Here is an 18126-nt window from a genome sequence, read left to right as displayed (position 1 = left end):
GTCCGGCTCATCATCGCCCGGCCCCGCTCCGCATGCTTCCCGACTGTCAAGGGAGGAGCAGTTTTTCCGGCCGGGAACCAGGCTCACCCCGCCGGCGACGGTTTCGAGTCCGGCCACCGGGTCCTGGCGCCCGCGACCAGCGTGCAGTCGCTGGACTCGCTCAGCGGCGAGCGCGCGTAGTTCGTGAGGGCGACGAGCCGGGCCCCGGCTCTGCGCGCGCCCCGGGCGGCGGACGGCCGTGCGTGAACGCGGTGTCGGGGTGCCTCGGCCGGCTGCTCTCAGGCCTTCGGCACGGTGTTGACGTAGGTGGTGCCCGCGGCGTAGAAGCCGTCCACCGTCTTCTGGACGTCCGCCTGGGAAACGGCCTCGTCCGCCTTGTAGTAGACCCAGTTGACCTTCATGTCCCATGTGCGCGGACCGCCGGGGGCGGGGGTGTCGATGAACCAGTTGCTGAAGTGGATGTCCATCTTCTCGCGCGGGACGTACTTGCCGGAGCTGGTGAACAGCTCCTTGCCGTCGAGGGAGTAGGTGACCTTTCCGTTCATCGCGGTGACCATCAGGACGTGCCAGCCCTCGGTGCGCTGCTTGAGCGTGTGGCTGACCCGGTCCGGCGGGTCGGCCTTGTGCCAGCTGACGGTGTCGAGTCGAGGACCAGCCGTGCCCCAGCCGCCGTTCGGCAGGTACTCGAAGTCGAGCTCGCTGTAGTTCGCCGAGTCGTCCGAAGGGGAGATCGGGAAGAAGGTCTGGACGACGTGGTCGCCGTTGCGGCCGCTCGTGGGCTTGCCGCTGAAGTGGACGCGGGCGGCGAAGGTCCCCGTGAAGAGGTTCTTGCCGGTGCCCTGTACCTCCACCTGCTTGGTGCCCTGCTTGGTGCCGTCCGTGGAGGACTGCAGTTGCATCACCCTGCCGCCCTGGGCGGTCGTGTCGGCGGGGAAGCCGGCGCCGGCCGTGGACCAGGTGTCCTTGATCCCGGGGCCGCCTCCGCCGGTACGCACCTCCCAGCCGTGGGCGGCGAGCGACGGGTCGTCGGGGCCGCTGTACTGGAAGGTGTCGAACAGGGTGCCCGGCGGACCGGACGGGGTCGGCGAGGTGCTGGGGGCGGGCGCGGCGGCGTCGTCGCCGGGGCCACCGGAACACGCGGCGAGTACGCACAAGAGGGCGGGCAGCGTGAGCGCCGCCCACACGCGGCGACGAGGGGTGCGGCGGGGCTGGCTCACACGGGCTCCTTGGGGCGTAGAGGCGGTACCTGGACACGCCCTCTGCATGGGTGATCGTCACCGGCCGAACCGATGAGGGCGTCATCCTAAGGTGCTCATCGGCCGTGCGGGTGACCGCCCGTGTGGACCGTCCGCGTGACCGCCCGGATGGCAGCGGGGGCTGTCCTGGGCGGTCCGTACGCGCGCCATCGGTACCGGCGGCGGGGGTGCGTGCCTACTAACCGGTACAGCGAATTCCGTTTCGATCTGATCACGGCCCTCGGATGGATCGGCTCATATGCCGACATCGGGCCCAAGTCGCTTCGGGCCGGTGCACTAGCGTTCGCCCTGCGATCCCGCGGTCTACGTACCCTGCAATGAAAGGCCTCGCACGGTGCGCCCAGCCATGACGTCCGTCCAGCGCGGATCGGAACACCAGACACATCCTGGAATGTCCGAGTCGGCCTTCGAGGAACCCGCCCCCGCACCGGTGTTCGTCGACCAGTCGGGTCTGCGTGGCCGTCTGCTGAGGGGTTTCGGCTGGCCGGTCTCCGTGGTCGGCGCGATCCTGGCGGTCGCCATGGCAAGCAGCCTGATCGGTGTGCAGGCGGACGCCCCCGCGATGGGCATACCCGTGCAGCCCTCGCGCTCACCCGTGCCGTCGCCGTCGCCGACCGGGTCGTCCCCGTCGACCTCGTCGTCCTCACCTCGGGCGGTTGCGGGGTCCGCTGCTCCCGGGGCGAAGGCGACCCCGACCGCCAAGACCACGGCGAACCCGTCGAAGCCCGCGGCCGCCCCGTCGAAGGCGGCCGCCACCCCGCCGAAACCCGCGACCACCGCGCAGCGCGGGGCGAAGCCTTCGGGCCGGCCGGCCAAGCAACCCTGATCACCGGCACCACCATCTCCAGGAGCGTCATTGTCCCGCCACCAGCGCCGCCGGCAGTCTTTGCTCAGGCCGCGCCGACTGGCCGCGCCACCGCTGCGCTTCTTCATGCCGCTGTCCCTGCTGGCATGCCTGCTCGCCCTGCTCGTGCTCCGCGGCCTCGCCACCAACGAGGCGTTCCACGACTCCCGCATCGCGATCTCGGTCGACAAGACGACCGTGCCGGCCAACCTGCTCAAGGGCGGCCCGGTCATCGACGCGCGCGGCGCCAAGAACGAGCACCCCGTGAGCTACCACATCCCCGACCGCACCGCGGTTCTGAGCTTTGACGACGGTCCCTCGCCGGAGTGGACTCCGAAGATCCTGGAGCTGCTGGCGGCCCGTGACGTCCGTGCGGACTTCTTCGTCACCGGCGCCATGACCACGCGCCACCCGGAGCTGATCCGGCAGATCGTCGCGGGCGGACACGAACTCGGCGTGCACACCTTCACCCACTCCGACATGGCGTACCAGTCCCGCGCCCGGATCGGCTGGGAGCTGGCGCAGACACAGCTGGCGCTGGCCGGCGTCGCGGGCGTCCACAGCGCAGTGTTCCGCCCGCCGTACTCCTCCGACGCCTCGGCGCTGGACGACTGGAACTACCCGGTGATCAAGTACGTGGGTGCGCGCGGCTACCTCACCGCGTTCATCGACCGCGACACCGAGGACTGGAAGCGTCCCGGAGTCGAGCAGATCGTCAAGGCGGCGATGCCGTCCAAGCCCGGCGCGGGCGCGCTGATCCTGATGCACGACGCGGGGGGTGACCGCACCCAGACCATCACCGCGCTCGGGCAGATCATCGACAAGCTGAAGGCCCAGGGCTACCGCTTCACCACCATCTCCGAGGCTCTCGGCGCCTCCAGCGCGACCGTGCCGGTGCACGGATACCAGCTGTGGGCGGGCAAGGGATTCGTATGGGCCACCCAGTTCGCCGTGCACACCCTGCCGGTGCTGGTCGGGCTGCTGGCCCTCGTCGGCTTCCTCAACTTCGGCCGGTTCGGGCTGATGCTCGTCCTCGCGCCGGTCCACGCCCGCCGCTCCAAACGGCGGGACGCCTGGGGACCGCCGGTCACCGAGCCGGTCACCGTGCTCGTCCCGGCCTACAACGAACGCGAGTGCATAGCCAACACCCTCCACTCCCTGGCCGCCAGTGACCATCCCATCGAGGTGATCGTCATCGACGACGGCTCCTCGGACGGCACCGCTGACATCGTCGAGGAGCTGGACCTGCCGTTCGTCCGGTTGATCCGCCAGGCCAACGGCGGCAAGTCCAGCGCGCTCAACACCGGCATCGCGGCCGCCTCGTACGACGTCATCGTGATGATGGACGGGGACACCGTCTTCGAGCCGTCCACCGTTCGCGAGCTGGTCCAGCCCTTCGGCGATCCGGCGATCGGCGCGGTCGCGGGCAACGCCAAGGTCGGCAACCGCGAGAGCCTGATCGGTGCCTGGCAGCACATCGAGTACGTCCTCGGCCACAACCTGGACCGCCGGATGTACGACATGCTGGGCGTCATCGCGACCATCCCCGGCGCCGTCGGCGCGTTCCGCAAGGAGGCCCTGCGGAGGGTCGGCGGGATGAGCGACGACACCCTGGCCGAGGACACCGACATCACCATCGCCGTGCTCTGCGACGGCTGGCGGATCGTCTACGCCGAGCACGCCCGCGCCTGGACCGAGGCGCCCGCCAGCCTGCAGCAGCTCTGGTCCCAGCGGTACCGCTGGAGCTACGGCAGCATGCAGGCGATGTGGAAGCACCGCGGCGCGGTGACCGCCCGCGGCCCGGCCGGGCGCTTCGGCCGTGTGGGGCTGCCGCTCATCGTGCTGTTCGGCGTGGTCGCGCCGCTGCTGGCGCCGCTGGTCGACCTGTTCCTGCTGTACGGCGTGCTGTTCGGGGACGCCCCGATCACCCTCACCAGCTGGGGCGGCTTCATCCTGCTCCAAGCCGCGCTGTCCTGGTACGCCTTCCGGCTCGACCGCGAGAAGCCCTGGCACCTGATCAGCCTGCCGATCCAGCAACTGGTCTACCGGCAGCTGATGTACATCGTCCTGCTGCAGTCCGCGATCACGGCGATGACCGGTGGCCGACTGCGCTGGCAGAAGCTCCGGCGCACCGGCGAGGTCGCCGTACCGGTGGAGGCCTCACCGTGACCGCATCCTTCGACCTCGGCCGCTCCCGGGACACCATGCAGTTGAGGATCCCGGCAGCACTGCGGGCCGAGCCGGCGCGGGAGCCGGAGCCGATGCCCGCACCGGAGCCTCAGGCGCAGTCGTCGGCCGAACGCAGGGGCGGCCGGGACCGCTATTTCGACCTGCTGCGCGCGCTGGCGCTGGGCCGCGTGCTGCTCTACCACAACTTCGGCTGGTTCTGGCTGCCGCTCGTCTTCCCGTCGATGGGCGTGATGTTCGCCTTGGCCGGCTCCCTGATGGCCCGCTCGCTCAGCCGTCCCGCCCTCGGCGTGATACGCGGCCGACTCCGCCGCCTGCTGCCGCCGATGTGGCTGTTCGGCGCCGTCCTGATCGCCCTGCAGATCCTCGACGGCTGGGGCCCCCAATCCGAGGGCCACCCCACCTGGTGGTGGTCCAAGCTGGCTTTCTGGATCCTGCCGCTGAGCACCCCGCCGTACGCGGAGGAGCTGACCGGCTTCCAGTACGTGGAACCGAGCTGGGCCACGCAGATCATCGTCCCGCTCTGGTACCTCCGTGCCTACCTCTGGTACGTCCTGCTCTCGCCGCTGCTGCTCCGGGCACTGCGACGCTTTCCGGTGGTGACGCTGTCCGCTCCGCTGGCGATGGTCATCGTCATGAACACGTTCTTCGTGGACCAGGAGTTCGTCTACAGCCGGGTCTGGGAGAACGCCAACGACTTCGCCACCTTCGGCGCCTGCTGGATCCTCGGCATGGCCCACCAGGAGGGCCTGCTCAGGAAGATCCCGCAGTACGTGCTGCCGTCCGTCGCGCCGCTGATCATGGTGGCCGGCTTCTGGTACCTGCAGACCCGTCCGGTCGATCCGACCGTGGTGACCGACATCGAGGCCTGGCCGATCGCCCAGGCCCTGTGGTCCTTCGGTTTCGTCGCCATCCTGCTCCACGTCAGCCCGTCCTGGGATCGGTGGCCCAGGCCGCTGGAACGCTGGAACGGCCTGGTCGGCCTGCTCAACGCACGCGCCGTCAGCGTCTACCTCTGGCACCAGGTCGCCCTGGTGGCCGCCGTCCCGCTGATCGACCCGCTCTGGAGCGTCCCCTTCGTCTACGCGAACTTCAAGTGGCTGCTGGCCAGCCAGTGGTTCACGCTGCTGGTGGCGATCCCGCTGCTCGGGCTGCTGGTGCTGACCTTCGGCTGGGTCGAGGACCTGGCCGCCAAACGCCGGCCGCGCCTCTTCCCGTACCCCCGCCGCCGGGGCCGCCGCCGAGCCGCCGACTGACCCGGGCCGCACCGGGCCGATCCGGTGGGGCCGCCTACCGGGGGTACCTCGTGCGGACCGTGCTGAGGATCTCTCCCGCCTGGGCGGAGCGGAGGGGGCCCGGGCAGGAGTGGCCGCCCCAGTCCCGGCCGCCCATGCGGTGGATGCCCAGCCCCCGGCCCTGCGGTGTGGAGGCGGGGGCGAGCGGCCAGCCGTGCTGGGCCATGCCCCAGGCGTAGATGCGGGCGACGGAGTCCACCTGCTGCGCGGTGAGCGGCCGGCTCGCGAACCCCGAGGTCTCCACCGAGAGCCACGACGGGTTGCCGGTGCCCTGCGCCCAGGCCCGGTCGTGCGCGGAGACGTACTGTTCGATCTCGCCGGACTGCGAGACCCAGAAGTGGGCGGAGGACTGCACCGCAGGGTCGCTGAAGTGGTCGTGGAGCGAGTTCTCGCCCTCCTGCACGTGCAGGATCAGACCCCGCATCTCCCGGAGCCCGCCGGGAGTGAAGTTCACGGACAGGGGCTTGCGGGTGGCGTCCGGCATCCACGCCTGCCTCCCTGGTTCGGGAGCCGCCTCGGCAGGCGGTGGCGCTGCCCCGCCCGCGTCCTGCGTCCCGGTTCTGACGGGCCCGGGGCCCCCGCCGCCGGGGTCGAGCACGACGCCGAAGGCGGTGGCCACAAGTCCGCTGCTGGTGCAGAGCATTGCGGTGCGGCGCGACACGAGCCGTGGCTTCGGTTTGCGGTGGGTCACGCGAGCGGCGCCCTGGCTACGGCTCGTCGGGAACGGAGCATCGGAGGGGTCCCTTGCTGGACTGGCGTTCTCCAGCGGAATGCTTCCCGACCATTAGTGTCGGAATGGGACCGGATGATGACCGTTTCGTGACGGCCGAGCGGGCGCGGGCCCGCCCGAGGTCACGCCGAGGTCAGGGCCGCCGCGCCGAAGGAGACGTCGAAGCGGTCGCACCAGATGGTGACGCTGCTGTACTCGGCCAGGTTCACGGCGGCCGGGATCTCGTAGTTCTGGTCGCCCTTGTTGCCCTTGAGCTTGCCCAGGCTCACGTACTTGCCGTCGTCGAAGACGCGCCAGCCGGCGACGCCCTCCTTCACCGGGGCGTCGGTCAGCCAGACGCGCAGGTCCGGGCCGTTGCTGGTGTCGAGGCCTTCCAGGCGGAGGGTGTGGGACCCGTCGGCCAGTCGGATCAGTTTCGCCGTGCCCGTGGTGGCGTGCTCGTGGCTGAGCAGGGTGCCCTGGGCGAGGGTCTGCGGGCCCGAGGGGCCGGCCGAGCCGGAGGAGCCCGAGGAGCCGGACGAGCCCGAGGAGTCGGACGAGCCGGTGGGGCGCTGTGGCGCGGCCGCGGTCGGCAGTGCCTCGCTGACGGTCTCGTCCCGCCACAGCTTCCACGGCTGGAACCAGTACGAGCCGACGCCCAGCACCACCGTCACCGCGACCAGCGCTCCGGCCCACACCCGACCGCGCCGCTTCATATCCACCACTGCCTGCCCCACTTCGTCACCGGTCCGCTCAACGGCCCGTTCACCGCCATTCAAGTCCAGAACGCCGGCCCCGACCACCCGCTCGTCTGCCGGATCGCGCTCGTGGCCGGAGCGACCCGCGGGGCCGGCCGCGCGCAGGCCGTCGAACTCGGCCGGGCCGGTGCGACCGTCTACGTCACCGGCCGCGCCACCCGGACCGCGCCTGCGAGGTCGGCCGGACGACCGGAACCATCGAGGAGACCGGCGAGTTCGTCACCGCGGCCGGCGGCGCCGGCATAGCGGTGCCCACCGGCCACCTCGACGAGGACCAGGTACGCGCCCTCGCCCCCGGCGGATCGACCGGGAACACGGGCGGCTCGACGTACTCGTCACCGACGTGTGGGGCGGCGAGCACCTCCTGGCCGGCTCCGTCTTCGGCAAGAAGAGCTGGGAGACCCCCCTCGCCGACGGCCTGCGCCTCCTGGAACGCGGCGTCCGCTCGCCGTGGTCCTCACCTCCCACACCGACGGAAGCGCTCACCGCCGGCACCTCACCGCCCTGCACGCGCACCCCGCCGCACGGGAGGCCCGGAGGTGCTTCCGGGCATGAGCGGGAGCAGACGACGGCCGAGCCCGGTCGGCGGGTGCGCCCCGAGGCCGCCCCCCGATGTACCCCCTGGCTCCGCGGATCAGCCGGGCTCCGCGGGCGTGTTGACGACTCCGAACGGCACGTGGACGCTGGGGGTGGCGGGGGCGGTGCCGTTCAGGTGCGAGACCTGGTCGTCGAAGAAGATGTGCGGATCGAGGACGCTCATCACGGCCGCCTTGTCGATGCCGCCGAGGAAGAACGCGTCGTTGACCCGCAGCCCCCACCGCTTGAGGCTCCGCACGGCACGTTCGTGCGCGGGCGCGTCCCGGGCAGTGACCAGGGACACCCGCAGCCGCAGTTGGTACCCGGGGTCCTCACGACGCTTCTCCTCCTCGCGGCGCTGGATGCGGTTGATGCCCGCGAGGAACTCGCTCAAGGGGCCCGGGTCGTGCGGGGTGGTCGCGTTGAGGACCTCGTGCGCGCGGAAGCCGTCGATGCCGACGTCCTGGAAGATCCGCTCGGAGGAGTCGCCCGCCAGCACGCCGTCGAAGTCGAAGGCGATACGGAGCTCCTGGTCATCCTCGTCGTCGACCCGGGCCGTCTGCAGCACGTGCCCCGCGGGCAGGCCCTCCGCCACCGCCTGACGGACGTCGGAGCCGTCGGCCGACAGGAACAAGGACATGTTCAGAGCGCGCATGAACCGGTGTGCCGACCGGCCCTGCCGGAATACGGCCCGGCTGATGGGCAGACCGTGCGCGGCGATCGAGCGCATGACACGCAGACCGCTGTCCGGGTCGTTGCGCGAGAGGATGATGACCTCGACCAGCGGATCGGACGGGTCCGCGAGGTCGTTCAGCGACAGCAGGCGCCGGACGAAGGGGAAGGCCACGCCCTTGGCCAGGACGTCGTCCGCATGGGCCTCCTGATGGGCCCGGTACGCGTCCTCGCCCTGTTCCCGGAACACCGCGTCGCAGTCGGCCAGGTCGAACAGGGCGCTGGAGGCGATCCCGATCACCAGGCGGTCGGACAGGTCGTACTTCATGGCGCCCCCTGCTGGCACGTGTGCGACATCGGGATGATCATCACCCGTTCGTACATGCCGAAAATACATGCCCGTCCCCGCCCCGGGCCCGTACCCGTGCCCGTCCCCGTGCCCCGGCGGGCCGCCCGCTCGTGGACGGGCGCCGGCGGTCGTACGGTGGTCATGGCGACCGGAACGGCAAGCAGGGCCAGGACGCCGCGTCGGGCTCTTCGCCGTCCGGTCGGGCGACCGCACACCGAGAGCAGGTGCATCCCCTTGCGCACATCGACCCGTATCGCCAGTGTCCTCGCCGGAGCGGCCCTCGCCCTCGGCGGCACGGCTGTGACCGCCCCCGCCGCCCATGCCGACGTGACGGCCTGTATCGACCAGGTCGAGCGCGAGATCCAGGGCGGGGAGGCCCCGGACCCGGTCCGGATGGCCTGCTACGTCGGTCTCACCGGCGACCACGAACAGTGCGTGGTCGGCTTGACCGGGAGCGGCGTCACGAACGGCACCGCGGTCGCCGCCTGCCGGGTGGCCCCCAACTAGGCCGTTTCCTTCGGAGCACCTCGCCGGAAGGAATCGGCCCGGTGCTCCGGGCACGGCGCCGGCCTCCAGCGGGAGTTGCAGGGCCTGGAGGCCGGCGCCGCGGCTTCGGTGCGGCTACTTGTTGAGGAAGCCGTCCCGCAGGCGCATCTCGTTGAAGCCGTTCTGGTCGTAGTCGTCCGAGTACGTCAGCGAGAGGCGGCCGGTGGGGGCCAGCGCCACCGCCGCGCCGGACTGGTGGCCTCCGGTCACCACGTTCATCCGGGTCACCGGCAGACGCCCGGCCGTCGTGCCGTCGGCGTTGAAGCCGGCGGCCCACACGTCGCCGAAGCCGTCCACGAACGCCTCCCGCCACGCCACGACGAACGAGCCGTCGGCAGCGGCGGCCACGTCCGGCTCGGACTGCGCACCCACCGGGCGGTTGGGGTCGACCGGTGCGCTCGCCGTCCCGCTCTCGGAAACCGTCCGTGTCTCGACGCCCGCCGGTACACCGGTTGCGGAGAAGAAGCGGTGCTGGATCCGCTCGGGCCGCACGACCGTCCCGGCGCCGTTGGTGTACTCGTCGCCCCAGGCGAGGACCATCCGGCCGTCGGGGGTCTGGGCCACCGCGGGCTTGGACTGCTGTCCGTCGGTGAGGGTGTTGGCGACCCGGCGGGTCACGGCGAACCCGCCCGTCGTGTTCAGCTTGGCCAGGCCGATGTTGATGCCGCCGTTGCCGTCGGCGTCCTCCTCCCAGACGATCGCCGTGTTGCCGGACGCGTCCATCGCGGCGTCGGGGCGGCGGTTGGAGCCGGCCGCACCCGCGGTGATGGTGCTGACCTTGACGTCCTGGTAGCGCAGGGTCCCTGCGCCGTCCCAGCTGCTCGCGAGGACCTGGTTGAGCGTGGACCCGTCGGCGGTGTCCTCCCACGCGACCGCATACGCGCCGGTGCCGCTCACGGCGACGGTCGGGCGGAGCTGGTCACCGTCGCCCGAGGCGTGCGGACGGGGCAGGCTGGTGACCGTACCGTCCGGGGTGACCTTGCGTACGGCGATGTCCGCGTACTTGTTGCCGTCCGGGTCGGCCGCCCACACGACGACCGCGTTGCCGTCGTCGTCGATGCCCACGTCGGGCTTCTGGTTGGACCAGGTGGCATTGGTGCCGCTGGTGCTCAGCTTCTTCTCGTCCCAGAGGGGGACGCCGTCCCTGTACATGCGGATGTACACGTCCGTACCGAGCTCGGTGTCCGCCGCGTCGTGCCGGTCGCCGCTCTCGTAGACGACAGCCGTGTACGCGGTCGTTCCCGAACCGCTCGACGCCATCGCGCTGTAGTGCTGGTCGCCGGCCGCCGCCACGTTCACCCGCGAGTAGTGCTCGGGGGAACTGCCGTACTTGGCGGCGTCGATGTCGACCGCGGCCGTGCGGACCTTGTCGAAGTTGTCGACGAAGGCCTGGTAGACACCCGGGTCGTCGATCCGCAGGAGGGTCTCGTCGTTCTTCTTGAGCGCCCCCGCGGTCCAGTTGTGCGAACCGGTGTAGACGTGGCGGACCTGCTTGCCGGCCGCGTCCTTCCACTCGGTCAACAGGTACTTCGAGTGCACGGTGGCGCGATTGCACGAGTACCCGCCGACCTTGTAGCGGCAGCCGCCGGCGCGCAGCCCGTACGCGTTGACGTCCAGCGCCGTGAGTTCGTTGACGCCCTTGTTGCCGCCACCGCTGCTGTAGTCGCGTACGACGGCGTCCACCGCGCATCCGGCCCTGCGCTTGCGCTCCAGCGCCTCGTAGACGGCGGGCCGGGTCGACCTCTGGTCGAGTTCGGCAGCCGCGATGCGGATGCGGCCCGCGCTGCCGGGCGTGCAGACCACCTGGTCGATGAAGGAGGCGAGGATGTCGGCGTTGCCGTAGTGGGCCGCGTCCGAGGCGGTGTCGCGCGGGAAGAAGATCGCCTCCACCGGGGCCGTCGGGTCGTCGTACGTGTGGTCGTACGTCGTGTGCAGCGAGTCCGCGGCGTGCTGCACCTGCCGGTTGAAGGCTGCCCGGTAGCGCGTGGCCAGCGTCGCGTTCCCCGTCACGGTGACGGCGTTGTTGATCTCGCCGTCCTGGCCGCCCGCCATGTTCTGGGAGGACTGCCAGACGACGTTCTTGGCCCCGTTGCTCAGCGAATCGAACACGACGTACTTGTTGTGCGAGATGGCGGCTTCGTCGCCGGCGCCGTTGCCGAGGCAGCTGTTCCGGCACAGAGTGAGGGAGCTGCCGCCCGTGAGGTTCGCGGCGAAGGCGTCGAGCGAACCGCTGGCGGCCTGCTCGACGGCGATCTTCAGTGTGACGCCGCGCGCCTGTGCGGCGAGCAACCTGTCCTGGATTCCCGTGGAGTTGTTGAGCAGGAACATGCTCATGTAGAGCGTGCCGGAGTCGGCGAGGTCGATCAGCCGGTTCAGGTCGCTGGAGATGGAGAAGTCGTACGTGCCGTTCACGGTCGGGTAGTTGAAGACCGACGCGTAGGGTCCGGACGGAACGGTCTCCGCTCGGGCGGCTGAGGGGGCCAGCAGTGAGAGAGCCACTGCGGCAGGGGCAACTACCGCAAAGGCGCGGCGTATTCCTGGGTGCATGCTGTTCCTCAGTGGTGCTGCAAAAAACGGAATGGCGCACTCTAGCCCATGCCGCGGCCGCGTGGACCACGGGGTCGCGGCGCGCGCGGCTCGCCTCCACGGGGCGGCGAGCGCAAGGGAAGACCGGGGCGGCCCGGGCCGGACGGCCGTGTTACCCGGCGGCCCGCCATCCGGGCTCCAGGCGGTCGAGCAGCATGTGGAAGGCCGCCGTCGCCCGGTCCCAGTCGCCGTCGGCGAGCGGCGCGTGGAGCAGTCCCAACGTGGCATCGACCACGAGCACCGCCTCGGCGGCCGCCCTCTCGACCGGCAAGCCGAGGCCGGCGAACGCGGAGGTCAGCCGGCGCCTCCATTCGCCGAGCGTGTTACGCATGACCGGTCCGTACCGGCCGGGGTTGATGACGCTGGCCGTCATCACCTCGAAGGTCACGGGCAGGATGTCCCGGCGTCCGGGGGCCGTGAACCGGCCCCACAGCTCCTCCAGCACACGCCGCATTCCTGCGGCGTCCGTGGGGGCTCCTGCGACGTCGAGCGCCTGCCGCAGGAGCATCAGCGGCCGCCCCTCGTCCTGTGCGAGGGCTTCGGCGACCAGTCGGTCCTTGGTGCCGAAGTAGTAGAGGAGCATGCGGTCGCTGGTGCCCAGTGCCCTGGCGAGCGGGCGCAGGGACAGGTCCGCCAGTCCGTTGCGGACCACGTACTCCCTGACCCGGCGCAGCAGATCGGCCCGTTTCCCCAGGTCAGCCGCCCGTCCCATGCTGGTCACCCCACCCTCGCAACCCTGTGCCCGGAATGTTCTTATATGAGACATATTTACTGTAGCAATCATTACGTGTATATTTAAGGTGTAGCGACTGCTACAGATCAGGGCGAGTGATTGGAGTGATCAGCATGGCCGCCCGGGACGCCGGCCTTCACGCAGCGCACGGTGGGCAGTACGTGGACCCTCACCCGCGCACCTCCTGGACCGCACGGCAGACGGCACTGTGGGCGCGGGCTCTCGCCCCCCACCGGACACCTGGCGTCTGCATCGGCGCGAGGGACACCTCCTGGGCCGTGGCTCGCGAACCGTCCTCGGTGGGTCGCGCACGGCGCGCCCTCACGGCCCAGCTGTCGTCCTGGGGCCTCCACGAGGTCACCGACACCTCCCGACTCCTGGTCAGCGAACTGATCACGAATTCCCTGCGCCATGCCCACGGACCTGTACGGGTCAACCTGCGCGTACGCGGCGCCCTCTTGCGCTGCGAGGTGGAGGACGCGAGTCCGGCCGGCCCCGTCCCCGGCACCCCCGGCCCCGACGCCGAAAGCGGACGCGGCATGGAGCTCGTCGACGCCCTGGCCCAGGACTGGGGCAGCGACCGCACGAGGACCGGCAAGACGACGTGGTTCGAACTGGTCATCCCCGACCCCAACCCCGACCGTGACCCCCACCCCCGCCCCCGCCCCGACCCCGGGCGCGCCCGGGCGTCCGCGCGGACGCGCGCGCGGCACCTTCAGTGCGCTTCCACCCATCCGTGCCGGACGGCGTGACCGCCGAGCTGCATCCGGGTGCGTACTCCGGCCAGGTCCATGAGATGGCGCAGGCGTCGGTGCAACGTACGCGGCGACAGGCCGAGTTGTGCCGCGGCCGTCTGGTCGGTCAAGCCGGCCAGGAGCAGGGCGAGGATCCTGCGGTCCAGGTCGGTCGGGCCTTCCTCCGCGCGCTCGACAGCGGATTCGGTTCCGCCGCCGGTGCCGGACAGTTCGAGCGGGTGGGCGCCGTGCCATACCGTCTCGAAGAGCGCGTCCAGGGCGTCCAACAGGCCGCTGCGGTGCAGCAGCACGGCGCCGGGCTCCCCGTCCGGTGTGACCGCGAGCGGGACGAGGCCGAGGTCGGCGTCGGCCAGTACGAGTTTCATCGGCACGTGGTCGGCGACCCGCAGTTGCACGCCGTTGTGCAGCGAGTCGATCGCGTCGGCGACGATGCCCGGCTCGGCCAGCACGGCCCGGTCCAGGACCACCCGGAACCGCACGCCCCGGCCGATGGCCACGGGTTCGGCCGTGTTCTCGTCGGGCGGCACGGCGACGAAGGGTGCGGTGATGAAGGTGCGGACCTGGCTGCGCGCCGCCTGCTGGACCTGTAGGAAGCGATGACGGATGGCGTCGACGCCGGTGACGACCTCGATCAGATCGCTGATGCTGCTCCCGGTCATCGCCGCACGGTGTTCCTCGGCGAAGGCCACCAGCGCCTGCTCGGCCCTGCGCAGGCCGTCCCGGTGCTGGCTGATGAGAGCGCCGAGCGCCATGGCCGGCGGCGCCGCGGTGAACCGCTCGTCCGCCGACCTCGTCACGAGTCCCCACTCGACCAGACGGGACAGGGCCCTGTCCACGTCGGAGCGCGGTACGACGAGCAGGTCGCAGAGCAGCGCCGCGGCGGAATGCGGCTGTCCCAGGAGCGCGCGGTAGACGCGCTCGTCGTGGGGTTCGAGACCCAGAACATCCAGCATCGGCGACCGACTCTCTTCCGCTTCCCGCAGCGGGGAGAGTATCCGCCATGGCGGCAGACCCTGAATAGTCCCTGCTGGGAGCTGGTACGAGGGGAAGGGTCCCGGGGAGTCGCCTCCCCGGGACCCGCCGGTGGGGCTCATCGCAGGCCGTACGCCCGGATGATCTCGTTCTTGACGCTGAAGCCGCTGTCCGTCTCGGCGGCCGCGCGGACCGAGAGGAAGCCGCCCGGCTTCTTCGCCGTCTTGAGCGATCCCGTCCAGTAGCCGTCGGCGCCCTTCTGCAGCGTCACCTTCTGCCAGGTGGCGCCGTCGTCGTAAGAGACGTCCAGCTTCACCGAGGTGACGGTGCCCGGCACGGCGGCGAGGTCCATCGACACGGGCTTGAGCGCGATCTGCCGGGTCGTTCCGGCCGGGACGTCGCCGTGCAGATCCGTTTCCATCCTGTAGTTCAGGTTCAGCACCGAGAACCGCTCGAAGAACTCCGAGTCGACGGTGTCGGACATGAACGTCCACTCGGTGTGGGTGCGCGTCGACAGCCGGAAGACCTCGCCGGGCCGCTCGGCGTCGAGGACGGCGCGGTAGGGCAGCCTGCCCGCCGGCACCTCGATCCACTGCATGTCCGTGCCGTTCGGATTGTCGTGGATCAGTTTGTCGCCCTGGAAGACCCGCAGACGGGTCGGTGTCTCACCCCACGGCAGGAAGCCGCCCAGCCGCATGTTGTCGCTGGCGGAGGCCCATGCCTGCACGTTCCAGGTCATGTGGTCGCCCCAGCGGGAGTTGTACACCCCGAAGGACTCCCCCTGACCGGGCCGGGTCGCCGGAGCGAACCAGTCCAGGCGGGTGGTGCTGCCCTTGGCGTACGTGTTGTCACCCGAGACCATCACCCACGGCATGCCCTCGACGCCCTGCGCGTGGAACTCCCGCCAGACCTGGCCGGGAGTCACCCATTCGGTGCGGGTGCCCGGGTGCCACTCTCGCTCGGGGAGATTGAAGGACGGGCTGAGGGTGAAGTCGGAACGGTAGCCTTCCGCCACCCCGCCGTCCGTGGCCGAGTGGTAGCGGGCGTCGATCCGGGCGAGCTCGGCCTTCGTCGGCTTGTAGACCAGCGCCCGGTCAGGCACGTGGCCGGAGTAGTTCCGGGTCAGGTCGTAGACGAACGGCGTGTACGCGGTCTGCTTGAGGGTCAGTTGGAAGATTCCCGCCTTGGCCGTGGCGATGAGGGACGTGCCCGCCTCGCGGTGCACGGTGGCGACCGGGATGGCCGACTCACCCACGTACTCCATCAGCCCGCCGACGCCGTCGTTGACCACGATCAGCGCCTTCGCACCTGCCGCTGTCGCGGCCTCGGTGCGCTCCTGCGGCGTGACCTCGTCGCTGCGCTCGACGACGACGACCCTGCCCTTCGCGCGGACCTCGGCGTATTCGGCGGCCGCACCGGTGCCCGCGTAGGCCGCGCTCACCCGGTCCGTGGCCGTGCCCAGGGCGCTGCCCGCCTGCACCAGCGCGTCGAAGCGCAGCCGATCGCCCATCGCGCTCAGGGCGAGCCGCGGCTCGCCCTTGCGCCAGCGGGTGGTCAGCGTGAACTCGCCCTGCTCCATCGGCTCGGTCGGCGTGACGTAGACGTCGTCGTACGTCGGCGGCAGAACGTAGGTGCTGCGGTGGTCGAAGAAGGGGTCGAAGCCCGTGTGGTGGACGTTGAAGTCGACCTTGCTCTGACGGTCCTCGGTGCGCTCAGGTGCCTCGGTCTCCAGCAGGCGCGCCTTGCGGGCGTCCAGCACCACGTCCGCGGAGCGGTCCTTGAGCACGGTCTCCGGGTCGACCATCACGGCCAGACCCGAGCGGTCCGCCTTCTCGCCGGCCACGTCGAGGTACGACGTCACGGTGTACCGGCCGGAGGCCATGCGCATGGTGGTCGAGCCGTCGACGTAGAGGTTCCACGGCCAGGAGTCGCCGGCCTGGTTGACCGTGACCCAGCCTGCGGCGGGCTTGCCGTCCCGGCCGACCAGCCTGATGTTCAGGTCGTAGCGCTCCTCCTCCTTGAGCAGCGCCACCGAGGTACGGGTCACCGGCTTCCCGGTGGCCGCGTCGGTGCCCGTCACGTAGCCGACGTGCCGGCCGGCCGCGGCGGCCCGCGGATCACCGGTCACCGGGACGACGGCGGTGCCGCCCGCGGGGACGCTCACCGTGGTGGCTCCCAGCCTGAACGGCCCACCGGCGTCGGCCTGCGCGAGGTTCAGGCTGACAGCGGTGGACCCGGAGTTGGTGAAGGTCAGGTCCTTGGTGACGGCGACGTCGCTCGGCTCGTGCGGCCATGTGTAGTTGCCGAAGAAGAGCGACCCGGTGCCGTGGACGGCGGTGCGCACGGCGGCGGCCACGTCGAGCCGGCCGGCGCCGACCTCGTACGGGGAGTACTGCTCGTCCAGCCCCTTCGCGGTGCTCATCAGGTGTTCCTTGAGCCGGGCGCCGGTCCAGTCGGGGTGCTGCTGCGCCAGGACGGCCGCCGCACCGGCCACGTGCGGGGTGGCCATCGACGTGCCGCTGAGGGTGCGGTAAGGGCCTTCGCCGCCGCCGCTCATCTCCTGCGAGCGGGCCGCGGTGATGTCCACTCCGGGCGCCGCGATGTCCGGCTTCATGCCGCCGGAGTAGGCCAGCGGTCCGGTGCTGGAGAAGGACGCGAGCCGGTCCTGCTTGTCCGTGGCGGCCACGGTCAGCGCCGAGGAGGCCGCGCCGGGGGAGGAGATGGTTTCCGGACCCGCGTTGCCCGCGGCGATGACGAACAGGGTGCCGTACTGCGCTGTCAGCGCGTCGACCGCCAGCGACATCGGGTCGCTCCCGTCCGTCGGGTAGGAGTCGCCGAGGCTCATGTTGACGACGTCCGCACCGGACTCGGCGGCCCACTGCATGCCGGCCATGACCCAGGAGTCCTGGCCGGAGCCCTCCGCGCCGCCGAGCACCTTGCCGACCATGAGGTCGGCGCCCGGCGCCACACCCTTGTGGGCACCGCCGGAGGCGGCGCCGGAGCCCACGATCGTGCCGGCCACATGGGTTCCGTGCCCGTTCACGTCGGTGACGGCCTCACCCGGTACGAAGCTGGCCGTACCGTCGATCAGGCCTGCCAGATCCGGGTGGTTGACGTCTATGCCGGTGTCGAGCACGGCGACCTTGACGCCCTTGCCGGTGTAGCCGGCCGCCCAGGCCTCGGGCGCGCCGATCAGCGGAACGCTCTCCTTCAGGGCGGCCTTCACGCGCCCGTCGAGCCACAGCTTCGCCACACCCGCGCCCAACGTGGCGCTGCCCTGCGGGGCGACGTCGGCCCAGAAGGTACGGGCCTGCGCCTTCTCGGTGGCCAGCGCGGCGCCGCCGATGCCCTAGAGGTCGCGGGTCAGCCTGCTGCCCCGGGGAGCCGTCGGCCCGCCGGCCGAGCGGGACTTCGACCGGTCGTACGTCGCGATCAGCGGCACCGCCGCCGACTTCGCGTCGTCGTAGCCCATCTCGATCAGGTCGGTGACGTTGAACAGACGCCGGTCCAGCTTGTCCGCGCCCAGCAGCGGCACGGCCTCGTCAGGGATCACGAACAGGTCGCCCTTGATCTGCTGGACCTTCACGCCGCCGAAGGCACTGGGCGGCCGCTCGACGTCTGCGGTCTGTTTGCCGTCCGCCATCGTGGTGACCGTGACGACGTCACCGGTGACCAGGGTGACCTTGTGGGTGGCCGAAGGCCTAGCGGGAGCAGGGGGTTTGCTCGGAGCGGCTTGAGCCGGGGCGTGCAGGGCCGCGAGGCCCGACACCAGCAGCGGGACCACGGCGGTGACCGAGACCAGCTGCCGGCGCCGGCGCACGCGTCGGGAGGCGGAAGCCTGGGAGGGGGAGGACATGACAAGGGTCTATCCGCCCGGGAACACCGGCG

14 protein-coding genes and 1 pseudogene are annotated in these 18126 nt (G+C 71.0%); 6 read left to right on the top strand and 9 right to left on the bottom strand.

Annotated elements, in window-relative coordinates; all coding sequences use genetic code 11:
• Nucleotides 1–278 precede the first annotated feature (278 nt).
• Nucleotides 279–1217 carry a glycoside hydrolase family 16 protein gene (locus tag ACZ3X1_RS03130; RefSeq protein WP_356810917.1) on the bottom strand — a complete coding sequence of 313 codons (939 nt, stop codon included), beginning with the start codon at nt 1215–1217 and terminating at the stop codon, nt 279–281.
• Nucleotides 1218–1647: 430 nt separating this feature from the next.
• On the opposite strand from ACZ3X1_RS03130, the gene ACZ3X1_RS03125 reads away from it, so the two are divergent.
• The 3 genes from ACZ3X1_RS03125 (at nt 1648) to ACZ3X1_RS03115 (ending at nt 5543) form a co-directional block, all read left to right on the top strand.
• Nucleotides 1648–2082, top strand: coding sequence for a hypothetical protein (locus ACZ3X1_RS03125; protein ID WP_467275962.1), 435 nt, complete (start codon nt 1648–1650; stop codon nt 2080–2082).
• Between the two features lie 93 nt (nt 2083–2175).
• Nucleotides 2176–4269, top strand: a complete 2094-nt coding sequence (locus tag ACZ3X1_RS03120) for a bifunctional polysaccharide deacetylase/glycosyltransferase family 2 protein (RefSeq protein WP_467276302.1) — start codon at nt 2176–2178, stop codon at nt 4267–4269.
• Entirely contained in the window at nt 4266–5543 is a 1278-nt protein-coding gene (locus ACZ3X1_RS03115; RefSeq protein ID WP_356810915.1) for an acyltransferase family protein, read from the top strand. The genes ACZ3X1_RS03120 and ACZ3X1_RS03115 overlap by 4 nt, the downstream gene beginning before the upstream one ends.
• A gap of 34 nt (nt 5544–5577) precedes the next feature.
• On the opposite strand, the gene ACZ3X1_RS03110 is transcribed toward ACZ3X1_RS03115, so the two are convergent.
• Together ACZ3X1_RS03110 and ACZ3X1_RS03105 are read right to left on the bottom strand one after the other, a co-directional pair.
• Complete coding sequence (locus tag ACZ3X1_RS03110) at nt 5578–6066, bottom strand: peptidoglycan recognition protein family protein (RefSeq protein WP_356810914.1); 489 nt, start codon at nt 6064–6066, stop codon at nt 5578–5580.
• 368 nt (nt 6067–6434) lie between these two features.
• Nucleotides 6435–7007 carry a DM13 domain-containing protein gene (locus ACZ3X1_RS03105; protein ID WP_467276300.1) on the bottom strand — a complete coding sequence of 191 codons (573 nt, stop codon included), beginning with the start codon at nt 7005–7007 and terminating at the stop codon, nt 6435–6437.
• A 57-nt stretch (nt 7008–7064) separates the two neighbouring features.
• Here ACZ3X1_RS03105 and ACZ3X1_RS03100 point away from each other — a divergent pair.
• Nucleotides 7065–7497, top strand: a pseudogene (locus tag ACZ3X1_RS03100) (SDR family NAD(P)-dependent oxidoreductase); the annotation flags it as partial.
• 186 nt (nt 7498–7683) lie between these two features.
• Here ACZ3X1_RS03100 and ACZ3X1_RS03095 read toward each other — a convergent pair.
• Nucleotides 7684–8625, bottom strand: a complete 942-nt coding sequence (locus ACZ3X1_RS03095; protein WP_356810913.1) for a 5'-nucleotidase — start codon at nt 8623–8625, stop codon at nt 7684–7686.
• A gap of 255 nt (nt 8626–8880) precedes the next feature.
• On the opposite strand from ACZ3X1_RS03095, the gene ACZ3X1_RS03090 reads away from it, so the two are divergent.
• Nucleotides 8881–9153 carry a hypothetical protein gene (locus tag ACZ3X1_RS03090; protein WP_356811008.1) on the top strand — a complete coding sequence of 91 codons (273 nt, stop codon included), beginning with the start codon at nt 8881–8883 and terminating at the stop codon, nt 9151–9153.
• 114 nt (nt 9154–9267) lie between these two features.
• Here the strand turns inward: ACZ3X1_RS03090 and ACZ3X1_RS03085 are convergent, their stop codons facing one another.
• Nucleotides 9268–11691 (bottom strand): phospholipase D-like domain-containing protein, encoded by a 2424-nt coding sequence (locus ACZ3X1_RS03085; protein WP_356810912.1) that lies wholly within the window; start codon nt 11689–11691, stop codon nt 9268–9270.
• Nucleotides 11692–11890: 199 nt separating this feature from the next.
• Nucleotides 11891–12490, bottom strand: coding sequence for a TetR/AcrR family transcriptional regulator (locus tag ACZ3X1_RS03080; protein WP_467275957.1), 600 nt, complete (start codon nt 12488–12490; stop codon nt 11891–11893).
• Nucleotides 12491–12789: 299 nt separating this feature from the next.
• Between ACZ3X1_RS03080 and ACZ3X1_RS03075 the strand changes: the two genes are divergently transcribed.
• Nucleotides 12790–13263: an ATP-binding protein gene (locus tag ACZ3X1_RS03075; RefSeq protein ID WP_467275955.1), complete on the top strand. Its 474-nt coding sequence runs from the start codon at nt 12790–12792 to the stop codon at nt 13261–13263.
• Here ACZ3X1_RS03075 and ACZ3X1_RS03070 read toward each other — a convergent pair.
• From ACZ3X1_RS03070 to ACZ3X1_RS03060, 3 genes are all read right to left on the bottom strand, one after another.
• Nucleotides 13227–14219, bottom strand: a complete 993-nt coding sequence (locus ACZ3X1_RS03070) for a helix-turn-helix transcriptional regulator (protein WP_356811493.1) — start codon at nt 14217–14219, stop codon at nt 13227–13229. The two genes, ACZ3X1_RS03075 and ACZ3X1_RS03070, sit on opposite strands and share 37 nt — an antisense overlap.
• Before the next feature lie 137 nt (nt 14220–14356).
• Complete coding sequence (locus ACZ3X1_RS03065; RefSeq protein ID WP_467275952.1) at nt 14357–17491, bottom strand: S8 family peptidase; 3135 nt, start codon at nt 17489–17491, stop codon at nt 14357–14359.
• A 96-nt stretch (nt 17492–17587) separates the two neighbouring features.
• A complete protein-coding gene (locus tag ACZ3X1_RS03060; protein WP_467275950.1) occupies nt 17588–18094 on the bottom strand; it encodes a hypothetical protein in 507 nt (168 codons plus the stop codon).
• Between the last annotated feature and the right edge of the window lie 32 nt (nt 18095–18126).

The organism is Streptomyces sp. NPDC023541 (assembly GCF_055559995.1).
This window is presented reverse-complemented; position numbering and strand designations above follow the sequence as displayed.

What these genes read in the sequence shown, in the direction of transcription:
- ACZ3X1_RS03125 (WP_467275962.1), top strand. Translation starts at nt 1,648, where the DNA reads ATGTCCGAGTCGGCCTTCGAGGAACCCGCCCCCGCACCGGTGTTCGTC.
- ACZ3X1_RS03110 (WP_356810914.1), bottom strand. Translation starts at nt 6,066, where the DNA reads ATGCCGGACGCCACCCGCAAGCCCCTGTCCGTGAACTTCACTCCCGGC.
- ACZ3X1_RS03105 (WP_467276300.1), bottom strand. Translation starts at nt 7,007, where the DNA reads ATGAAGCGGCGCGGTCGGGTGTGGGCCGGAGCGCTGGTCGCGGTGACG.
- ACZ3X1_RS03095 (WP_356810913.1), bottom strand. Translation starts at nt 8,625, where the DNA reads ATGAAGTACGACCTGTCCGACCGCCTGGTGATCGGGATCGCCTCCAGC.
- ACZ3X1_RS03080 (WP_467275957.1), bottom strand. Translation starts at nt 12,490, where the DNA reads ATGGGACGGGCGGCTGACCTGGGGAAACGGGCCGATCTGCTGCGCCGG.
- ACZ3X1_RS03070 (WP_356811493.1), bottom strand. Translation starts at nt 14,219, where the DNA reads ATGCTGGATGTTCTGGGTCTCGAACCCCACGACGAGCGCGTCTACCGC.
- ACZ3X1_RS03060 (WP_467275950.1), bottom strand. Translation starts at nt 18,094, where the DNA reads ATGTCCTCCCCCTCCCAGGCTTCCGCCTCCCGACGCGTGCGCCGGCGC.